The sequence below is a fragment of the Streptomyces sp. NPDC004051 genome (genome assembly GCF_053604275.1).
Window position 1 is genome coordinate 100,020 of sequence record NZ_JBSGHG010000006.1, and the last position, 16,909, is coordinate 116,928.

16 protein-coding genes and 2 tRNA genes are annotated in these 16,909 nt (G+C 71.0%); 8 read left to right on the plus strand and 10 right to left on the minus strand.

What is annotated here, in order from left to right; all coding sequences use genetic code 11:
* Positions 1–39 precede the first annotated feature (39 nt).
* The 4 genes from rsrA to ACWEQO_RS09885 form a co-directional block, all read right to left on the minus strand.
* The gene (rsrA, locus tag ACWEQO_RS09870) at positions 40–402 is read right to left on the minus strand and encodes a mycothiol system anti-sigma-R factor (RefSeq protein WP_361456497.1); all 363 of its coding nucleotides are present in this window, start codon (positions 400–402) and stop codon (positions 40–42) included.
* Complete coding sequence (locus ACWEQO_RS09875) at positions 399–1,094, minus strand: sigma-70 family RNA polymerase sigma factor (protein WP_361456494.1); 696 nt, start codon at positions 1,092–1,094, stop codon at positions 399–401. Before ACWEQO_RS09875 ends, rsrA begins: the two co-directional genes overlap by 4 nt.
* Positions 1,095–1,350: 256 nt before the next feature.
* Positions 1,351–2,058, minus strand: a complete 708-nt coding sequence (locus ACWEQO_RS09880) for an alpha/beta hydrolase family protein (protein ID WP_452981148.1) — start codon at positions 2,056–2,058, stop codon at positions 1,351–1,353.
* A 10-nt stretch (positions 2,059–2,068) separates the two neighbouring features.
* Positions 2,069–2,884: an SOS response-associated peptidase gene (locus ACWEQO_RS09885; RefSeq protein ID WP_361456488.1), complete on the minus strand. Its 816-nt coding sequence runs from the start codon at positions 2,882–2,884 to the stop codon at positions 2,069–2,071.
* 104 nt (positions 2,885–2,988) lie between these two features.
* Between ACWEQO_RS09885 and ACWEQO_RS09890 the strand changes: the two genes are divergently transcribed.
* The 4 genes from ACWEQO_RS09890 (at position 2,989) to ACWEQO_RS09905 (ending at position 6,565) form a co-directional block, all read left to right on the plus strand.
* A complete protein-coding gene (locus tag ACWEQO_RS09890) occupies positions 2,989–3,711 on the plus strand; it encodes a M50 family metallopeptidase (RefSeq protein ID WP_361456485.1) in 723 nt (240 codons plus the stop codon).
* A 76-nt stretch (positions 3,712–3,787) separates the two neighbouring features.
* Positions 3,788–5,104: a 3-phosphoshikimate 1-carboxyvinyltransferase gene (gene aroA, locus ACWEQO_RS09895; RefSeq protein ID WP_452980941.1), complete on the plus strand. Its 1,317-nt coding sequence runs from the start codon at positions 3,788–3,790 to the stop codon at positions 5,102–5,104.
* A gap of 11 nt (positions 5,105–5,115) precedes the next feature.
* Complete coding sequence (gene rsgA / locus ACWEQO_RS09900) at positions 5,116–6,126, plus strand: ribosome small subunit-dependent GTPase A (RefSeq protein ID WP_361456479.1); 1,011 nt, start codon at positions 5,116–5,118, stop codon at positions 6,124–6,126.
* Positions 6,127–6,241: 115 nt separating this feature from the next.
* On the plus strand, positions 6,242–6,565 hold the full coding sequence (locus ACWEQO_RS09905; RefSeq protein WP_361456476.1) for a DMT family transporter: 324 nt from the start codon (positions 6,242–6,244) through the stop codon (positions 6,563–6,565).
* Between the two features lie 51 nt (positions 6,566–6,616).
* Here the strand turns inward: ACWEQO_RS09905 and ACWEQO_RS09910 are convergent, their stop codons facing one another.
* Positions 6,617–7,231 carry a TetR/AcrR family transcriptional regulator gene (locus ACWEQO_RS09910; RefSeq protein WP_452980945.1) on the minus strand — a complete coding sequence of 205 codons (615 nt, stop codon included), beginning with the start codon at positions 7,229–7,231 and terminating at the stop codon, positions 6,617–6,619.
* A 281-nt stretch (positions 7,232–7,512) separates the two neighbouring features.
* Between ACWEQO_RS09910 and hisN the strand changes: the two genes are divergently transcribed.
* The 3 genes from hisN to ACWEQO_RS09925 all read left to right on the plus strand — a co-directional run bounded on the left by hisN (position 7,513) and on the right by ACWEQO_RS09925 (position 9,531).
* Positions 7,513–8,313, plus strand: a complete 801-nt coding sequence (hisN, locus tag ACWEQO_RS09915; protein WP_361456470.1) for a histidinol-phosphatase — start codon at positions 7,513–7,515, stop codon at positions 8,311–8,313.
* 169 nt (positions 8,314–8,482) lie between these two features.
* Positions 8,483–8,887 (plus strand): CBS domain-containing protein, encoded by a 405-nt coding sequence (locus ACWEQO_RS09920; RefSeq protein WP_361456467.1) that lies wholly within the window; start codon positions 8,483–8,485, stop codon positions 8,885–8,887.
* A 227-nt stretch (positions 8,888–9,114) separates the two neighbouring features.
* Positions 9,115–9,531 (plus strand): Fur family transcriptional regulator, encoded by a 417-nt coding sequence (locus tag ACWEQO_RS09925; RefSeq protein ID WP_452980949.1) that lies wholly within the window; start codon positions 9,115–9,117, stop codon positions 9,529–9,531.
* A 144-nt stretch (positions 9,532–9,675) separates the two neighbouring features.
* On the opposite strand, the gene ACWEQO_RS09930 is transcribed toward ACWEQO_RS09925, so the two are convergent.
* The 4 genes from ACWEQO_RS09930 to ACWEQO_RS09945 all read right to left on the minus strand — a co-directional run bounded on the left by ACWEQO_RS09930 (position 9,676) and on the right by ACWEQO_RS09945 (position 14,998).
* Positions 9,676–9,749, minus strand: a tRNA-Met gene (locus ACWEQO_RS09930).
* Between the two features lie 118 nt (positions 9,750–9,867).
* Complete coding sequence (locus tag ACWEQO_RS09935; RefSeq protein WP_361459152.1) at positions 9,868–11,685, minus strand: tetratricopeptide repeat protein; 1,818 nt, start codon at positions 11,683–11,685, stop codon at positions 9,868–9,870.
* 223 nt (positions 11,686–11,908) lie between these two features.
* Positions 11,909–11,982 (minus strand) — tRNA-Met (locus ACWEQO_RS09940).
* A 55-nt stretch (positions 11,983–12,037) separates the two neighbouring features.
* Complete coding sequence (locus tag ACWEQO_RS09945; RefSeq protein WP_361459158.1) at positions 12,038–14,998, minus strand: UPF0182 family membrane protein; 2,961 nt, start codon at positions 14,996–14,998, stop codon at positions 12,038–12,040.
* Between the two features lie 164 nt (positions 14,999–15,162).
* On the opposite strand from ACWEQO_RS09945, the gene ACWEQO_RS09950 reads away from it, so the two are divergent.
* A complete protein-coding gene (locus ACWEQO_RS09950) occupies positions 15,163–15,705 on the plus strand; it encodes a PPA1309 family protein (protein WP_452980952.1) in 543 nt (180 codons plus the stop codon).
* Between the two features lie 55 nt (positions 15,706–15,760).
* Here ACWEQO_RS09950 and ACWEQO_RS09955 read toward each other — a convergent pair whose 3' ends face one another.
* Positions 15,761–16,855: a YlbL family protein gene (locus ACWEQO_RS09955; protein WP_452980955.1), complete on the minus strand. Its 1,095-nt coding sequence runs from the start codon at positions 16,853–16,855 to the stop codon at positions 15,761–15,763.
* Positions 16,856–16,909 lie beyond the last annotated feature (54 nt).

The window sequence follows — 16,909 nt, forward strand, 5'->3', positions numbered from 1 at the left end:
AACCGGGCGGCCGCCGGACGGCCGTACGACCGGCCGGTCTCAGGACTCCTGCGGCGTGGCCTGCGGGGCCTGGGACTGCTCGGAGACCCGGGGGGCCTGGGTCTGAGAAGCCGGAGAAGCCGTGACCTCCTGATCGGGAACGGCCTGACCGGAGCGGATCAGGTCGAGCCGGCCCATGACCTTGGACCGCAGGTCGCCCGGTACGTCGTCCTGCCCGCAGCACCGCTTGACCAGCTTCTTCACCGCTTGCTCGAGTCCGTACTTCTCGAGGCACGGCGAGCATTCCTCGAAGTGGTGCTCGAACTTCACGCAGTCGGCGTCCGGCATCTCACGGTCGAGGAACTCGTAAAGATGGTCGAGGATCTCGCTGCAATCCGTCTCGTGCGGCTCTCCGCAGCTCATGACCCCGAGCCTTTCGCTTCGTTCGACTGTCCGGCGCCCGCCGGGACCAGTCCGCGCTCGCGCGCGTAGTCCTCGAGCATGCCGCGCAGCTGGCGGCGGCCACGGTGCAGCCGGGACATCACGGTACCGATGGGTGTGCCCATGATGTCGGCGATCTCCTTGTAGGCAAAGCCCTCGACGTCCGCGAGATACACGGCGATGCGGAACTCCTCGGGAATCGCCTGGAGCGCTTCCTTGACGTCCGAGTCGGGCAGGTGGTCGAGCGCCTGCGACTCCGCCGAGCGCAGACCGGTCGACATGTGCGACGCGGCACGCGCGATCTGCCAGTCCTCGATCTCCTCGGCGCCGCTGCGCTGCGGTTCACGCTGCTTCTTGCGGTACGAGTTGATGAAGGTGTTGGTGAGGATCCGGTACAGCCACGCCTTGAGGTTCGTGCCTTCGCGGAACTGGTGGAAGGACGCGTACGCCTTGGCGTACGTCTCCTGGACCAGGTCCTCGGCGTCCGCCGGGTTGCGCGTCATGCGCAGGGCGGCCGAGTACATCTGGTCGAGGAACTCGAGGGCGTCCCGCTCGAAGCGCGCGTTGCGCTCCGCGGGTGTTTCGGCGCCCTTGTCGCCCCTGCCGCCCTGGCCCTCGGGCTGCTCCGCCTGGCCGTGTTCGGTCCCTGCGCCGGTACCGGGAACCGGACCCACCTCCTCCAGAGTCGTCGTGCGACCCGAAGCGGCCCCACTCGAATCGGAGGATAGACGACGATCCGGCCCGCCCGCCGCCCGAACAGGGGCGGTCCTGGCCGCGTGCAGCACCGTCCAGTCCAGGTCGGCACGGCTGCTGCGCCTCGGGCAATACGTCGACCCCATGCGGCGGACTCCCTCTCCTACGACGTCGGTGCCGGTGACCGGCGGATATGTCGGAGTCAACAGCGTGAGGGGCCGGAACATTCCCGAAGCTTTACCCGAGGGGGCCGGGCCGCCGTCCGAGCTCGTCGACCCACCGCACGACGGCGTCGGTGACGACCGCCAGGGCCTCGTCCTGGGTGGTGCCCGCCCGCTTGGGCACGGCGAAGCCGTGGTCGCCGTGGGCCACCTCGACCAGTTCGTACGCCCTCCCGCGCTCGGAGAACTCCCCGGGCTTGCCGAACGGATCGTTGCCGCCCTGGACGACGAGGGTGGGGACCGCGGCGCCGAGCAGCTCCCCGGCGCGGGACTTCTCGGGCCTGCCCGGCGGGTGCAGGGGGAAGCTGAGGGCGAGGACGGCACGGGCGCCCAGTTCGCCGGCGGTGCGGCACGCGACGCGGGCCCCGGCGCTGCGCCCGCCCGAGATCACCGGCAGGCCCGGCTCCGTCAGCGCGGGCCAGAGGTCCCGCCAGGCGCGGTCCAGGGTCTTCGGCGCGGGCGCCACCTTCTTCCCGGCCACCCGCCAGGGCTGCTCCACCAGGGCCACGGTCACGTCGTGCGCGGGGAGCACGGTGGCCAGCGCCTTCAGGTCGCGCGCCTCGATGCCGCCGCCGGCACCGTGGCCCAGTGCGAGGACGAGGCGCGGGGTGCCCCGGGCAGGGTGCCAGGTGATGCGGGCGGGGCCGGCTTCCGTCTCGACCGTCTCGACGGCCCCGGCGGCCTCGGTGGCCTCGGTGGCCTCGGTCGGAGGCTCCTCGTTCACGTTCGTCACATCAGAAGAGTGTGCCCTCTTCCGGTGCGGCCAGTTCGTTCAGCAGCTCCGGGCCGTTGTTGCGGACGTTGCTGACCGCCGTGGAGACCGGGAAGGCGCGCATCAGGCCGGGGGCCGGCGGGGCGAGCAGCCCGCGCAGTTCCTCGGTTTCGGTCCGGGAGGGGTCCAGCCAGGCGTCCCACCGGTCCGGCGTGAGCATCAGCGGCATCCGCGGGTGGATCTCGGCCAGGGTCCGCGGGCCTTCCTCCGGGGGCACCGCGAGCGGCGTGGTCTCCGCCTCGGTGGTGATGACGGAGCACGTCACCCACCAGGCCCGTGGGTGGTCGTCCGGCAGGGTCCGGTCCCGCCAGAACTCGTACAGTCCGGCCATCGCGAACACCGAGCCGTCGGCCGGCGTCACGAAGTACGGCTGCTTGCGGGGGCGTTTCCTCTTGCCCTCGACCTCCAGTTCCCGCTCCTGCGTGCCGGTGACCCACTCGTAGTAACCGTCGGCGGGCAGGATGCAGCGGCGGGTGGCGAAGGCGCGTCGGTAGGAGGGCTTCTCGTGCACGGTCTCCGCGCGTGCGTTGATCATCCGGGCCCCGCCCTCGGGCGTCTTGGCCCAGGAGGGCACGAGGCCCCATTTCAGCTTCCGCAGCTGCCGAACCGGCCGCGGGTCGTCCGCGTCCTTCACCACGCGGTCCAGGACGGCGAGGACCTCTTTGGTGGGGGCCACGTTGTAGTCGGGCTCCAGGGTCTCCTCCGGCTCCCACTTCTGGATCCCGAAGATCTCCACGAGCTCCTCGGGCCTGCGACTCGCTGCATACCGTCCGCACATACGTGCAACACTGCCAGGCCCGCCCGTCTCCCGGCCACCACCCCTCGACGAGGCGCTCCGCGCCGCCCCCTCCGGTCCGCGATCCCGAGGAGCCCCCACCGCCCATGGACAGCACCGCACCCGCCTCGCTCGCCTCGCTCTGGGACGAGGTGTCCGGTACCCAGCCCGACCCGGATCTGTGGGTGGTGATCGCCACTCTGGCCGCCGCGCTCGTCGTCGTCACACCGCACGGGCTGTGGCGGCTCTCCCGCAACGCCATCACCATCGCCCACGAGGGCGGTCACGGCCTCGTGGCCCTGCTCACCGGCCGCACGCTCACCGGGATACGCCTCCACTCGGACACCAGCGGCCTGACCGTCAGCCGCGGCAAGCCCACCGGCATCGGCATGATCCTCACCGCCGCGGCCGGCTACACCGCTCCCCCGCTGCTGGGGCTCGGCGGCGCGGCGCTGCTGGGCACCGGGCGCATCACCCTGCTGCTGTGGCTGGCCGCGCTGCTGCTGCTGGCGATGCTGGTGATGATCCGCAATGCGTACGGGGCGTTGACGGTGCTGGTGACCGGCGCCACCTTCGTCCTGGTGTCCTGGCTGGCGGGCCCCCAGGTGCAGGCGGCGTTCGCGTACGCCGTGGTGTGGTTCCTGCTGCTCGGCGGGGTGCGTCCGGCCTTCGAGCTCCAGGCGAAGCGGGCACGCGGGGGTGCGGGGGACTCGGATGCGGACCAGTTGTCCCGGCTGACGCACGTGCCGGCGGGGCTGTGGCTGTTCCTGTTCCACGCCGTGTCACTGTGCTCGCTGCTCGGCGGGGGACGGTGGCTGCTGGGGCTGTGACGCCGGCGGCGCCGGGAATCCGACCCGCAGGTACCGGGCACGCCCGGCGGACGGGGCCCCCACTAAAGTGGGGCGCATGACCGCTAATCCTGTGCACACCGCCCTCTGGCCCGCCCCGCACGCGAGCGGAGCCGTCGACGCGACGGTCCACGTGCCCGGGTCGAAGTCGGTCACCAACCGTGCCCTCGTGCTCGCCGCCCTCGCCTCCGAGCCCGGCTGGCTGCGCCGTCCGCTCCGCTCCCGCGACACGCTGCTGATGGCGGACGGGCTGCGGGCCCTGGGCATCGAGATCGAGGAGGGGATGGGCCCCGACGGCACCGGTGAGGCCTGGCGGGTGCTGCCCGCGGGCCTGCGCGGCCCGGCCACCGTCGATGTCGGCAACGCCGGCACGGTCATGCGGTTCCTCCCCCCGGTCGCCACCCTCGCCGACGGTCCCGTCCGCTTCGACGGCGACCCCCGTTCCTACGAGCGCCCGCTGAACGGCGTCATCGACGCGCTGCGTCACCTCGGGGCCCGGATCGACGACGACGGCCGCGGCGCGCTGCCGCTGACCGTGCACGGCGGCGGTGCCCTGGACGGCGGCACCGTGTCGGTGGACGCGTCCTCGTCGTCGCAGTTCGTCAGTGCCCTGCTGCTGTCCGCGCCGCGCTTCAACCAGGGCGTCGAGGTCCGGCACACCGGTTCGACGCTCCCCTCCGTGCCGCACATCCGGATGACCGTCGACATGCTCCGCGCGGTCGGCGCCCAGGTGGACAGTCCGGAGTCGGGCGGTGAGCCCAACGTCTGGCGGGTCACCCCGGGGGCCCTGCTCGGCCGGGACCTGACGATCGAGCCGGACCTGTCCAACGCGCAGCCGTTCCTCGCGGCCGCCCTGGTGACCGGCGGCCGGGTCGTCGTCCCGGACTGGCCCGCCCGTACCACCCAGGGCGGTGACAGGCTGCGGGAGATCTTCACCGAGATGGGCGGTTCCTGCGAGCTGACCGATTACGGGCTCGTGTTCACCGGTTCCGGGTCGATCCACGGCATCGACGTGGACCTCGGCGACGTCGGCGAGCTGGCGCCGGGGGTCGCCGCCGTCGCGGCCCTCGCGGACTCGCCGTCCACCCTGCGCGGTGTGGCTCACCTGCGGCTGCACGAGACGGACCGCCTGGCCGCGCTCACCAAGGAGATCAACGAGCTCGGCGGCGACGTCACCGAGACCGCCGACGGTCTGCACATCCGCCCCCGCCCGCTGCACGGCGGCGTCTTCCACACCTACGAGGACCACCGCATGGCGACCGCCGGCGCGGTCATCGGCCTCGCGGTGGAGGGCGTGCGGATCGAGAACGTGGCGACGACGGCGAAGACCCTGCCGGACTTCCCCGAGCTGTGGACCGGGATGCTCGGGGCATAGGAACGCAGACGATGCGCCGCTACGGCAAGCACACCGACGAGGACGACATCCGCTCCCGCCCGAACCGCAAGGGCAACCGGCCGCGCACCCACATCCGGCCCAAGCACGAGGACGCCGCGGAGGGCCTGGTCCTCACCGTCGACCGGGGGCGGCTGACCTGTCTCGTCGAGGACCGGGTCGTGCTCGCCATGAAGGCCCGGGAACTGGGCCGCAAGGCGGCGGTGGTCGGTGACCGGGTGGCGATCGTCGGTGACCTCTCGGGCCGGAAGGACACCCTCGCGCGGATCGTCCGCATCACCGAGCGGACCTCGGTACTGCGCCGTACCGCGGACGACGACGACCCCTACGAGCGGGTCGTCGTCGCCAACGCCGACCAGCTGGCCGTCGTCACCGCCCTCGCCGACCCCGAGCCCCGTCCCCGCCTGATCGACCGCTGCCTGGTCGCGGCGTACGACGGCGGGCTGACCCCGCTGCTGGTACTGACCAAGTCGGACCTCGCACCGCCCGACAAGCTGCTGGAGCTGTACGGCGACCTCGACATCCCGTACGTCGTCACCAACCGGGCGGAACTGGAGAGCGGTGCGGCGGCCGACCGGGTGCGGGAGCAGTTGGAAGGCCGGATCACGGCGTTCGTGGGGCACTCCGGGGTCGGCAAGACGACGCTGGTGAACGCGCTGGTGCCGGAGGAGCGGCGGCGTTCGACCGGGCTTGTCAACGCGGTGACGGGACGCGGGCGCCATACGACGACGTCCGCACTGGCACTGCCCCTGTCGGGTGCGGAGGGATGGGTGGTCGACACCCCCGGGGTGCGGTCGTTCGGCCTCGCCCACGTCGATCCGTCCCGGGTCATCCACGCCTTCCCCGATCTGGATCCGGGCACGGAGGGCTGTCCCCGCGCGTGCAGTCACGACGAACCGGACTGCGCGCTGGACGCCTGGGTCGCCGAGGGACACGCGGACCCGGCGCGTCTGTACTCGCTGCGGAGGCTGCTGGCGACCCGGGAGCGCACGGAAGGCGACTGACCCTCGCGTGTTTGTCATCGCCTGCGGACGGTAAGTGCATAATCGCACCGAGTCGGATCCGAAGCCGTCGAATCCGGCGAAGCGGCCACTGGCGGGGACAACGGGAGGACGGCACATGGCGTGGCTCATGGTCGTGGTGGCCGGGCTGCTGGAGACCGGGTTCGCCGTGTGTCTGAAGCTGTCCCACGGTTTCACGAGGCTGTGGCCGACCGTCGCCTTCTGCGCGTTCGCGCTGGGCAGCTTCGGCCTGCTGACCCTGTCCCTGAAGAAGCTCGACGTCGGGCCGGCGTACGCCGTGTGGACGGGGATCGGGGCGGCGGGGACGGCGATCTACGGGATGGTGTTCCTGGGTGACCTGGTGTCGACGCTGAAGATCGTGTCGATCTCCCTGGTGATCATCGGAGTGATCGGGCTTCAGCTGTCGGGCTCGGGGCAGTGAGCGCGCGGCGCCGGCCCTCGTGAGCGCCCGCCGTGTGCGCCGCGTGCTCCGCTACGGCACCGGCTGGCGGTTCAGGGCGCTGCGGACCAGGTCGGCGATGCCGCCCCGGGTCGGCGGCGGTGCGGCGACGCAGGACAGGGCGAGGCGTACCACCAGTTCGCAGGAGCGGGCCAGCTCGGCGGTGTCGGTCCTGGGCGCCCCGGGGCCGGCCAGGACGGCCACGGCACGGTCGCGGACGAGGGCCACGAGGTCGACGGGCGAGGGCAGTGGGCCGTCGGCGCGGCGCTGGGCGGGCACCGCGGAGCCGGACCGGATCGGCACCGGGGCCGGGGAGGGCAGGTGTTCGCTCCAGCAGCCGGTGAGCAGGGCGCGGACCAGCACGTTCCCGGCGGCCGCGGCGGCGGTCCACTCGGCGGCCGCGGTGAGCCGGTCGCGGGGGTCGTGGTGGACGGCGAGGGCGCGGTCGACGCCGGCCAGGTAGCCGTCAACCTCCCGGCGGACCAGGGCCCTGGCCAGTCCGTCCTTGCTGCCGAACTCGTTGTAGAGGGTCTGCCGGGACACCCCGGCGGCCGCGGCCACGTCCACCATCCGCACCGCGGACCACGGACCACGCTCGAGTGCCGCGTACGCGGCGTCCAGTAGAGATTCCCTCGCTGCGGGCATCATCGCCTCCCTCGGGGCGGGCGAGCGGCTCTGCGCCTCAGATTTGACGCGCCGCCGGGCACTGTCAAGGGTTCGCGTGGGGTGCGGAGCAGCGGTGCCGCGGGAGGTCTCCCGGTCGCCCGGCGCGCGCCTGGCTCGTGCGCGGGGCGCACGCGACCCGCGCACTCCCCGCACGCGACCCGCGCACTCCCCGCGCACGATCCGTACGCCGTGGCGCACAGCGGGCGCACAGCCCTCGAACCCGAGGTGGCCCCGGCCCCACCTCGGCAGATACGGTTCGTTGCATGCCCGACTACCTTGACGACCTGCGTCTCGCCCACGTCCTCGCGGACGCCGCCGACGCCGCGACGATGGACCGGTTCAAGGCCCTCGACCTCAAGGTGGAGACCAAACCGGACATGACGCCGGTGACCGAGGCGGACAAGGGCGCGGAGGACGTCATCCGCGGCCACCTGAAGCGTGCCCGTCCGAGGGACGCGATCCTCGGCGAGGAGTACGGCGTGGAGGGCACGGGCCCGCGGCGCTGGGTGATCGATCCGATCGACGGCACCAAGAACTACGTACGCGGCGTCCCGGTCTGGGCCACGCTGATCGCCCTGATGGAGGCCGGGGAGGGGGGCTTCCAGCCCGTCGTCGGACTGGTCTCGGCCCCCGCCCTGGGCCGCCGCTGGTGGGCCGCGCGGGGCCACGGCGCCTTCACCGGCCGCAGCCTGTCCCAGGCCTCCCGGCTCCAGGTGTCCGGGGTCTCCAGGCTCTCCGACGCCTCCTTCGCGTACTCCTCGCTCAGCGGCTGGGAGGAGCAGGGGCGCCTGGACGGCTTCCTCGACCTCACCCGCGAGGTGTGGCGCACGCGCGCGTACGGCGACTTCTGGCCGTACATGATGGTCGCCGAGGGGTCGGTGGACATGTGCGCGGAACCGGAGCTGTCCCTCTGGGACATGGCGGCCACCGCGATCGTGGTCACCGAGGCCGGCGGCAGCTTCACCGGACTCGACGGCCGCCCCGGACCGCACAGTGGCAACGCCGCCGCCTCGAACGGACTGCTCCACGACGAACTGCTGGGCTATCTCAACCAGCGCTACTGACGTCCGGGCCGAGGCCGCGCCCCCCACTGCGCCGTACGCGCCCTCTTGCTGGCGCCCGTTTCGCCTGCGACCGTGGGAGTCCCCCCGCTTGTGAACTTGTGAAGCCTTGAACCAGCGGACCGGCCCGAGGTCCGCCGGCACGGTTTCCGGTAGGAGGTGGCTCCATCCCATGCTCGTCCGCGACGCCATGAGCACGGTGGTCCTCACCATCGGCCCCGCCCACACACTCCGCCAGGCCGCCGCCCTGATGTCCGCCCGCCGTGTCGGCGCGGCCGTGGTCCTCGACCCCGACGGCACCGGCATCGGCATCCTCACCGAACGCGACGTCCTCGTCTCCCTGGGGCTGGGGCAGGACCCGGACTCCGAACACGCCCACTCCCACACCACGACCGACGTCGTCTTCGCCACCCCGTCCTGGACGCTCGAGGACGCCGCTCACGCCATGACGCGCGGCGGCTTCCGTCATCTGATCGTCCTGGAGCGGGGCGAGCCCGTCGGCATCGTCTCGGTGCGCGACATCATCCGCTGCTGGGCCCCCGTCCGAGGGCAGTCAGCCCAGCACACACCGGCATGACCGGCGGGCCGGGCCCCTCGAAGGGGCCCGGCCCGCCGCAACGGCAAGCGGTCCAGCGCTGGAATCAGCCGCACAGGGCCTGGACCGCGGCCTCCAGCCGCTTGCCGAAGCATTCACCCTTGGCTGAAGCCAGCACTGATCCTAGAATGGATGATGTCTAAGTCAAGCAATGCTCCAAAGTCACACCTGTTCGGGACCTGGTCCCCCCGGCTGTTAGGCTGGTGTCCATGAGCGACCTTCTGGAACGACTGCGCGGACGTGGCTGGCGGATGACCGCACAGCGTCGTGTGGTGGCCGAGGTCCTCGACGGCGATCACGTCCATCTGACAGCCGACGAGGTGCACGCCAGAGCCGTCACCAGGCTGCCGGAGATCTCCCGGGCGACCGTCTACAACACCTTGGGCGAACTGGTCACCCTCGGCGAGGTGGTGGAAGTCGCCACGGACAAACGGGCCAAGCGTTATGACCCGAACGCCCACCGGCCGCACCACCACCTGGTGTGCGCGCAGTGCGGAGCGATCCGGGACGTGCACCCGACGGGCAACCCGCTGGCCGACCTCCCCGACACCGAGCGCTTCGGCTTCACGATCTCGAGCGTCGAGATGACGTACCGGGGCGTCTGCCCGAACTGCGCCGCGACGTAGGCCGCCCGGCCCGCACCGCCCCCTCCCTGACGTAGACGAAAGCCCCCGGCAGTGTGCCGGGGGCTTTCACGTGCACTCAGGAGTCCGATCGGGGACATACACCGAGGGCCGGAACCCTTTCGGATTCCGGCCCTCGGCCTTCAGTAGCGGGGACAGGATTTGAACCTGCGACCTCTGGGTTATGAGCCCAGCGAGCTACCGAGCTGCTCCACCCCGCGTCGATGAACGCAACATTACGTCAAGGGGGTGGACGGAAGCAAATCCCTTTCGGTGGAGGCCGTGATTCCTGAGGGCCGTGCTCCCTGAGGGCCGTGCTCCCTCAAGGTGCGTGCGCCGTCACGCGGACAGTTCCTCGCGGAGCGCGTCGCGCAGACGGATCGCCCGTTCCGTGACCGCCGCCGGGCCCAGCGCCGCCGCACGGTCGGCCCAGTACTGGCCCTCGGCGAGCTCACCCCGGCGCGCGTAGACCAGGGCGAGCCGCAGAGCCGCGCGGCCGTGTCCGGCGTCGGCCGCGCGGGTCCACCACACGGCCGCCTCGGGCTCGCTGCCCTCCCGCGCCAGCAGCAGGCCCAGGTTGAAGGCGCCGTTGCGGGAACCGGCCTCGGCCGCCTCCCGGTACCAGCGGGCCGCCTCGACCACGTCGCCGCGGGCCGCTGCGAGCATGCCGACGCGCACCTGCGCGCGCCGGTGGCCCTGGGAGGCGGCACGCTCGTACCACTCCTCGCACTCGCTGCGCCGGTTCACCGGTTCGCCCAGTTCGTGCGCGGGCTCCGGCGGGCGACGGGCGTCCAGGACGGTGGCCAGGCGGTAGGCGGCCTCGGCGCTGCCGCCGCCCGCCGCGCACCGCAGGAACCGCTCCGCCTCACCCTCGTCGCCGGCACGCAACCGGGCCATGCCGACCTGGAGGGCGGCTTCCGTGTGCCCGGCCGCCGCCGCCCGCTCGTACCAGCGCAGCGCGGCCGCGTTCTCCTCCCGGCCCGCGTGCAGGATGCCGAGGTTGAAGGCGGCGTCCACGCTCCCCGCCTCCGCGGCCTTGGAGAACCAGGGCTCCGCGCCCGTCTCGTCCCCGGCCGTCAGCAGCAGGATCGCCAGTGCGTTGGCCGCCTCGCGGTGGCCTGCGTAGGCGGCCCGGCGGTACCACTGCTCGGCCGGTCCGGTCCGGCCCTGCTCGGCGCAGAGCAGGGCGAGGTTGTACGCGCCGTTGACGTCGCCCGCGTCCATCGCGGCCCGGTACCAGCGCTCGGCGGTCTGGGTCTCGCCGCGCTCGGCGTGCAGGGCGCCCAGCGCGTTGGCTGCGTTGCCGTCGCCGTCCTGGGCCGCGCGCAGCCACCAGACGGCGGCGTTGTCGGTGTCCCCGGCGTCGCGCAGCAGGAAGCCGAGCGCGCAGGCGGCCCGGGCCTCCCCGTCCTTGGCGGACGTCAGGTACCAACGGCCGGCTTCCTTGAGCTCGCCGCGCTTCTCCAGGATCACGCCGAGGTGCAGTGCGGCCCGGCGGTGCCCCCGCGCGGCGGCCTGCCGGTACCACTGTTCGGCCTCCTCCACTAACGGACGACCCCTGTCCTCGGTCTCCTCCGCGGCCTTCCGGTCCAGCGCCCTGGCCAGCCGGTAGGCGGCCTCCCGGTGCCCCCGCTCGGCGGCGGCCCGCATCCAGCGCTCGGTCCCGGCCGTGTCCCCCCGGTGTTCCAGCAGGTCGGCGAGTGCGTAGGCGCCCAGCACATGGTCCTGCTCGGCGGCCTGGCGCAGCCAGTACTCGGCGGCGGGCTCGTCACCGCGCTCGCGGTGGTGCCGGCCGAGTGCGTGGGCCGCCGGGGCGGAACCGGCGACGGCGGCGATCCGCCACCATCCGGCGGCCTCCTCCGCGTAACCCCGCTGGAACAGGAGGACGCCCAGGTTGTTGGCGGCGGCGCGGTCGCCCGCAGCGGTGGCGGCACGCAGCTGGGGCTCGGCTCCGGCGAGATCGCCGCGACGCAGCAGCATGGCGCCGAGGACGCTCATCGCCTCCACGTCACCGGCTTCGGCAGCGAGCCGGCGGCGCAGCTCCTCGGCTGCCTCGTCGGCGGCTTCCGCCGTCTCGTCGCGAGGTTCCTCCCGCGGAGCGGACTGCTCAAAACGCCCTGTCTCGTACAGAGTTGCCCTATCCCCCATAACGTCCATCGTCGCACCACCCGCAACCTGGGTACACCTGACATGCCGCAGTCAGTGAGGTCACTTCAGCGTTTTGTCGACATGCCCACAGAGAGACAAGTCAAACACAGATCGGCCAACTCCCGCCGTCGACACGGCCGTCGCCGGGCTCGGCACATGCGTTCGCACAGCGCAAAGGCCCGGATTCCTCAAGGAATCCGGGCCTTTGCCGTCGCCGACATCGCGACTTCAGTAGCGGGGACAGGATTTGAACCTGCGACCTCTGGGTTATGAGCCCAGCGAGCTACCGAGCTGCTCCACCCCGCGCCGTTGTGTTGCAACCGTACCACGGCGCGGGGTGGGCCTTTGACCAGGCCGCTTGCTAACTGCTCGGGCTCGGGTCGGGGCTGGGACTGCTCTTCGAGGCGTCCGATCCACCTCCGCCGGAGCCACCGCCCCCGCCCTGCGCGGACTGGGCCTTCTCAGCCCGGCGCAGGGCCTCCTCGAGATCCTTCTGCGCCTTGCCGTAGGCCTCCCAGTCGTTCTTCTTCAGGGCTTCCTGACCGGCCTCGAAGGCATCCTGGGCGTCGTTCAGGGCCGCCTGGACCGACGGGTTCTCGGACGTGGGCGGCTTCTGCTTGCCTTCGTCCCGACCGGAGCCCTCGTCCTCGGCCGGCGGCTGCTCGGTGGCTGAACCCTCGGCCCCGAAGACCTTGTCGAGAGCCTGCTCCAGCGTGTCCTCGAAGGCCGTCTGGCCTCCGTAGGTCACCAACACCTTCCGCAGCAGCGGGTACTTGAGTCCACCACCGCGCACGTAGACCGGCTCCACGTACAGCAGTCCGCCGTCGAGCGGGACGGCCAGCAGGTTGCCGTACTCGACCTCGGAGTCGCCGCCTCGCAGCAGCCTGATCGACTCGGCGATGTCCTGTTCGGAGTTGAACTGGCTCTGCACCTGCTTGGGTCCGGCCACCGTGGTGCTCGTCGGCAGCTTCAGGACTCTGATCTTGCCGTACCCCTCGCTGCCCGCCTCGGCGTCCACCGCCATGAAGGCACTGAGGTTGTCACGGCCGTTCGGAGTGAACGTCGTGGTGAGCGAGAAGGCCTGTTCCTTCTGGTCGGGCATCTTCATGCTCTGGTAGTACGGCGGCACCGCGTCGCCCGTCTTGTTCGTCGGGTCGGCCGGCACCTGCCACACCTCGCTGCCGCTGAGGAACGTGTTGGCGTCCTTCACGTGGTAGCGGGTCAGCAGTTCGCGCTGCACCTTGAACAGGTCCTGCGGGTACCGCAGGTGGGCCATCAGGTCGCCGGAGATCTCGCTCCTCGGCTCCACCGTGTCCGGGAACGCCTTCATCCACGTCTTCAGGACGGGGTCCTTGGTGTCCCACTGGTAGAGCTTGACCTCGCCGCTGTACGCGTCGACGGTCGCCTTCACCGAGTTGCGGATGTAGTTGACCCGGTTCTCCTGGGCCACCACCGCGCGGTTGTCGTTGGTGGCGGTCAGCGAGTCGGCCGTGGTGTCACCGAGGGTCGTGCGCGACGCGTACGGATAGCCGTTGCTGGTGGTGTAGGCGTCGACGATCCACTGGATCCGGCCGTCCACCACCGCGGGGTAGGCGTCGCCGTCGATGGTCAGCCACGGGGCGACCGCCTCGACGCGCTCCTTGGGCGTGCGGTTGTACAGGATCCGCGAGCCCTCGCCGATGGCACCGGAGTACAGGATCTGCGGCTCGCTGAACGCCGCCGCGTAGGCCGCCCGGTTGACCGGGTTGGCGAGGTTGACACCGCTGTCGCCCTTGTAGCTGGTCGTCTTCTCACCGCTGTCGTCGGAGTAGTCGATCTCCTTCTGGGGACCGCCGACGATCGAGTACGTCGTCGTCCGCTCGCCGTAGTAGATGCGCTGCTCGTACGTGCCGAGGTCGCCCTTGGACGGCAGGTCGGACTCGGTGAACACCGGACGGCCGTCGTCGGCGCTGGTGCCCTTGGCGGCGACGGCACCGTACCCGTGGGTGTACCGGAAGTGGTCGTTGATCCAGTTCCGCTTGGGGATGCCGTTGAGGTTGATCTCGCGCAGACCGATGACCGTGTCCTGCTCGGCGCCGGTCTCGGGATCGGGATAGCGGTCCACGTCCAGGTTGGTCGGGAACGCGTAGTAGTTCCTGATCTGCTGGAGCTGCTGGAACGTCGGCGAGACGATGTTCGGGTCCATGATCCGGATGCTCGCCGTCTCGGAGACCTGGTCGCGGAGCTTGGTCTTGTCCTCGGTCTGGCTGGTCCCCGGGTACTCGTCGACCTGGGCGTCGTCGATGCCGTAGGCCTCACGCGTCGCCTTGAGGTTCTTCTCGACGTACGGCGCTTCCTTGGCCTGCTCGTTCGGCTGGACCTGGAACTTCTGGACGATCGCCGGGTACAGGCCGCCGATGAGGATCGCCGACAGCACCATCAGGCCGAAGCCGATCACGGGCAGCTGCCACGTGCGCCGCCACAGGGTGGCGAAGAACAGCAGCGCGCAGATCACGGCGATGCAGAACAGGATCGTCTTGGCCGGCAGATAGGCGTTGGCGTCGACGTACCGCAGACCGGTCCAGTTGTCGGTCGCCTTGAAGTCGCTGGACTTGACCGCCAGGCCGTACCGGTCGAGCCAGTACGCGACCGCCTTCAGGGCGACGAAGATGCCCAGGAGCACCGACAGGTGGCCGGTGGCGGCCGCCGTGGCCCGCGCGCCGGGGCTGGTGACCCGCAGCCCGCCGTACAGGTAGTGCGTCAGCGCGGCGGCGATCAGCGAGAGGATCGCGGCGGCGAAGCCGAACCCGAGCATGAAGCGGTACCACGGCAGGTCGAAGGCGTAGAACGCGACGTCCAGCTTGAACTGCGGGTCCTTCTGGCCGAACGGCACACCGTTGATCCACATCAGCCAGGTCCGCCACTGGCTCGACGCCGAGGCGCCGGCGATCAGCCCCACCAGCGCGGTGATCCCGAGCAGCAGCCACTTCTTGTACGGCGCGACGCTCATCCGGTACCGGTCGAGGTTCTGCTGCTCCAGCGACATGGCACTCAGCGGCGGCCGCATCCGGTGCGCCAGCCAGATGTTGAAGCCGACCGCGAAGGCCATCAGCAGGCCGAAGACGAAAAAGAGTCCGATCTTGGTCCACAGGGTCGTCGTGAACACCGACGAGTAATCGACCGAGCGGTACCACAACCAGTCAGTCCAGAACCCCGCGAACATGGTGAACACCATGAGAAGGACGGCCAGGACGCCCAGGGTCATGAGCAGGGTCCGGACCCGCCGGGACGGGCGGCCCACTCTCATCCGTGGCCCTGTCGGGCCTCCGCCACGGTCCGGCATCTGGAAAGCCAAGGTAGGCACCTCGAAGTTCGCTGTTGATTCGTCAGGCCCGCGAGTTCGTGGACCATGCGCGGACCCGCGCGATCGCGGGCCCACACTTATGCAACTTACTCACTCTTTACTCAGTTCCCGATTCCGGTCCTGAACGAGAGAGGATTGTGACCATGTCCAACACACCCATGGCGGCGAACCCGCTCACTCGGGCCGTACTCGAGATCGACGAGTACGTCTCCGGCCTCGGCTGGGACCAGCCTGCCCGCCTTTTCGCCCTCGTAGACACCGCGCGGCTCCGCGCAGAACAGCCCTTGCTGGCGGACCGGCTCGGTCTGGGCGACGAGCAGGAGACGACCGCCCTCACCCCGATCGAGCAGGACGAGATTCCGACGGGCAAGCCGCTCGACGAGTTCCTGGGCACCATCGCCTGGCCCGACTCGGTGGCCGGCTGTGCCCTGACCGTGGAGCGTCTGATGCTGCCGCCGTCCGCGGAGGCCCAGGTCCCGCAGGATCTGGACGGGGCCGCGCTGGCGGCGTGGGTGGCGAAGCACCCGGAGCGCCAGGAGGTCCGGATGACGGTCGCGGTCCTGCGGGACGGCACCCGTGACTCCGCGCTGCGGCTGCGGGAGAAGGACTCGCCCACGGAGGTCCTCACCGGGTCCGCCCTGGTACCGGGTCTGGCGGAGGCGCTGTCGGCGACGTTCGCGGAGTAACCCGTACCGGACGGCTGGAAGCGTGCCCGCGCGGGCGGTCGGTGTGCCCGCGCGGTCAGGAAGCCGTGCATGTCGGCAGGTCCGCGGTGTCACCGGAGCCGAGGTCCTTCAGCGCGTCGAGGGCGTCGTCGATGGTGTCCACCTTGATGAGGGTGAGACCCTCGGGGATGTCCTCGGCAGCCGCCGCGCAGTTGTCCGCGGGCGTGAGGAAGTACCGGGCGCCCTTGGCGCGTGCGCCGACCGTCTTCATCTGGACCCCGCCGATCGGCCCCACCTTGCCCGCGTCGTCGATCGTGCCGGTGCCGGCCACGAACGCGCCGCCGGTCAGGCTGCCCGGGGTGAGCTTGTCGTAGATGCCGAGCGCGAACATCAGACCGGCGCTCGGCCCGCCGACGTCGGCGAGCTTGATGTCGATGCTGAACGGGAAGGTGTGGTCGGTCCCGGCGGCGATTCCGACTATCGCACGCTTGTTGCCCGCGTCGTCGGAGGCCGCGGTGATGATCGTGACCTTCTCGGTCCGTGTCGGCGCCCGGTTCTCCTTCTCGGCGGCGGCCTGCTCCTTGGCGGGCACGATCGTGAACTCGACGTCGTCGCCGGGCTTATGCTCGGTCACGAGTTCGGCGACGTCGGCCGGCTTGCGCACCGCGCTGCCGTCGACGCTCTTGATCACGTCGCCGGCGTGCAGCTTGCCCTCGGCGGGGGACCCCTTGACGACACTGGAGACGATCACCCAGGACTTCACCGGGACGTCGAGCGCCTTCAGGGCCGCGACCTTGGCACTCTCCTGGGACTGGCTGAACTCCTCGGCGTTCTCCTGGGTGGACTCCTCCTCCGTCTTGCCGTCGGGGTAGAGCGTGTCGTGCGGCACGACCTTGTTGTCGTGCGCGAGCCATCCGTAGACGGCCTCGACCAGGTTCATCCGGTAGTCGGCACTCGTGACCCGCACCGTGGTCATGTTGAGGTGGCCGTCGGTCGGATAGGTCTTGCGTCCTTCGATGTGCAGCACCGGCTCGCCGTCGTGATCGCCCAGAGTGTCCACCGTCGGCCCCGGGGACATCTCCGAGTACGGCACGGGAAGGAACACACCCGCGCACAGGAGTGCGATCAGCATCAGGGTGGAGGCGAGCATCGTCGCGGTGCGGCGTGGCATGCACCGACAGTACGGGACGAGGCTGTCAGCGCACCGTCAGGGCCGCCCGAGCGG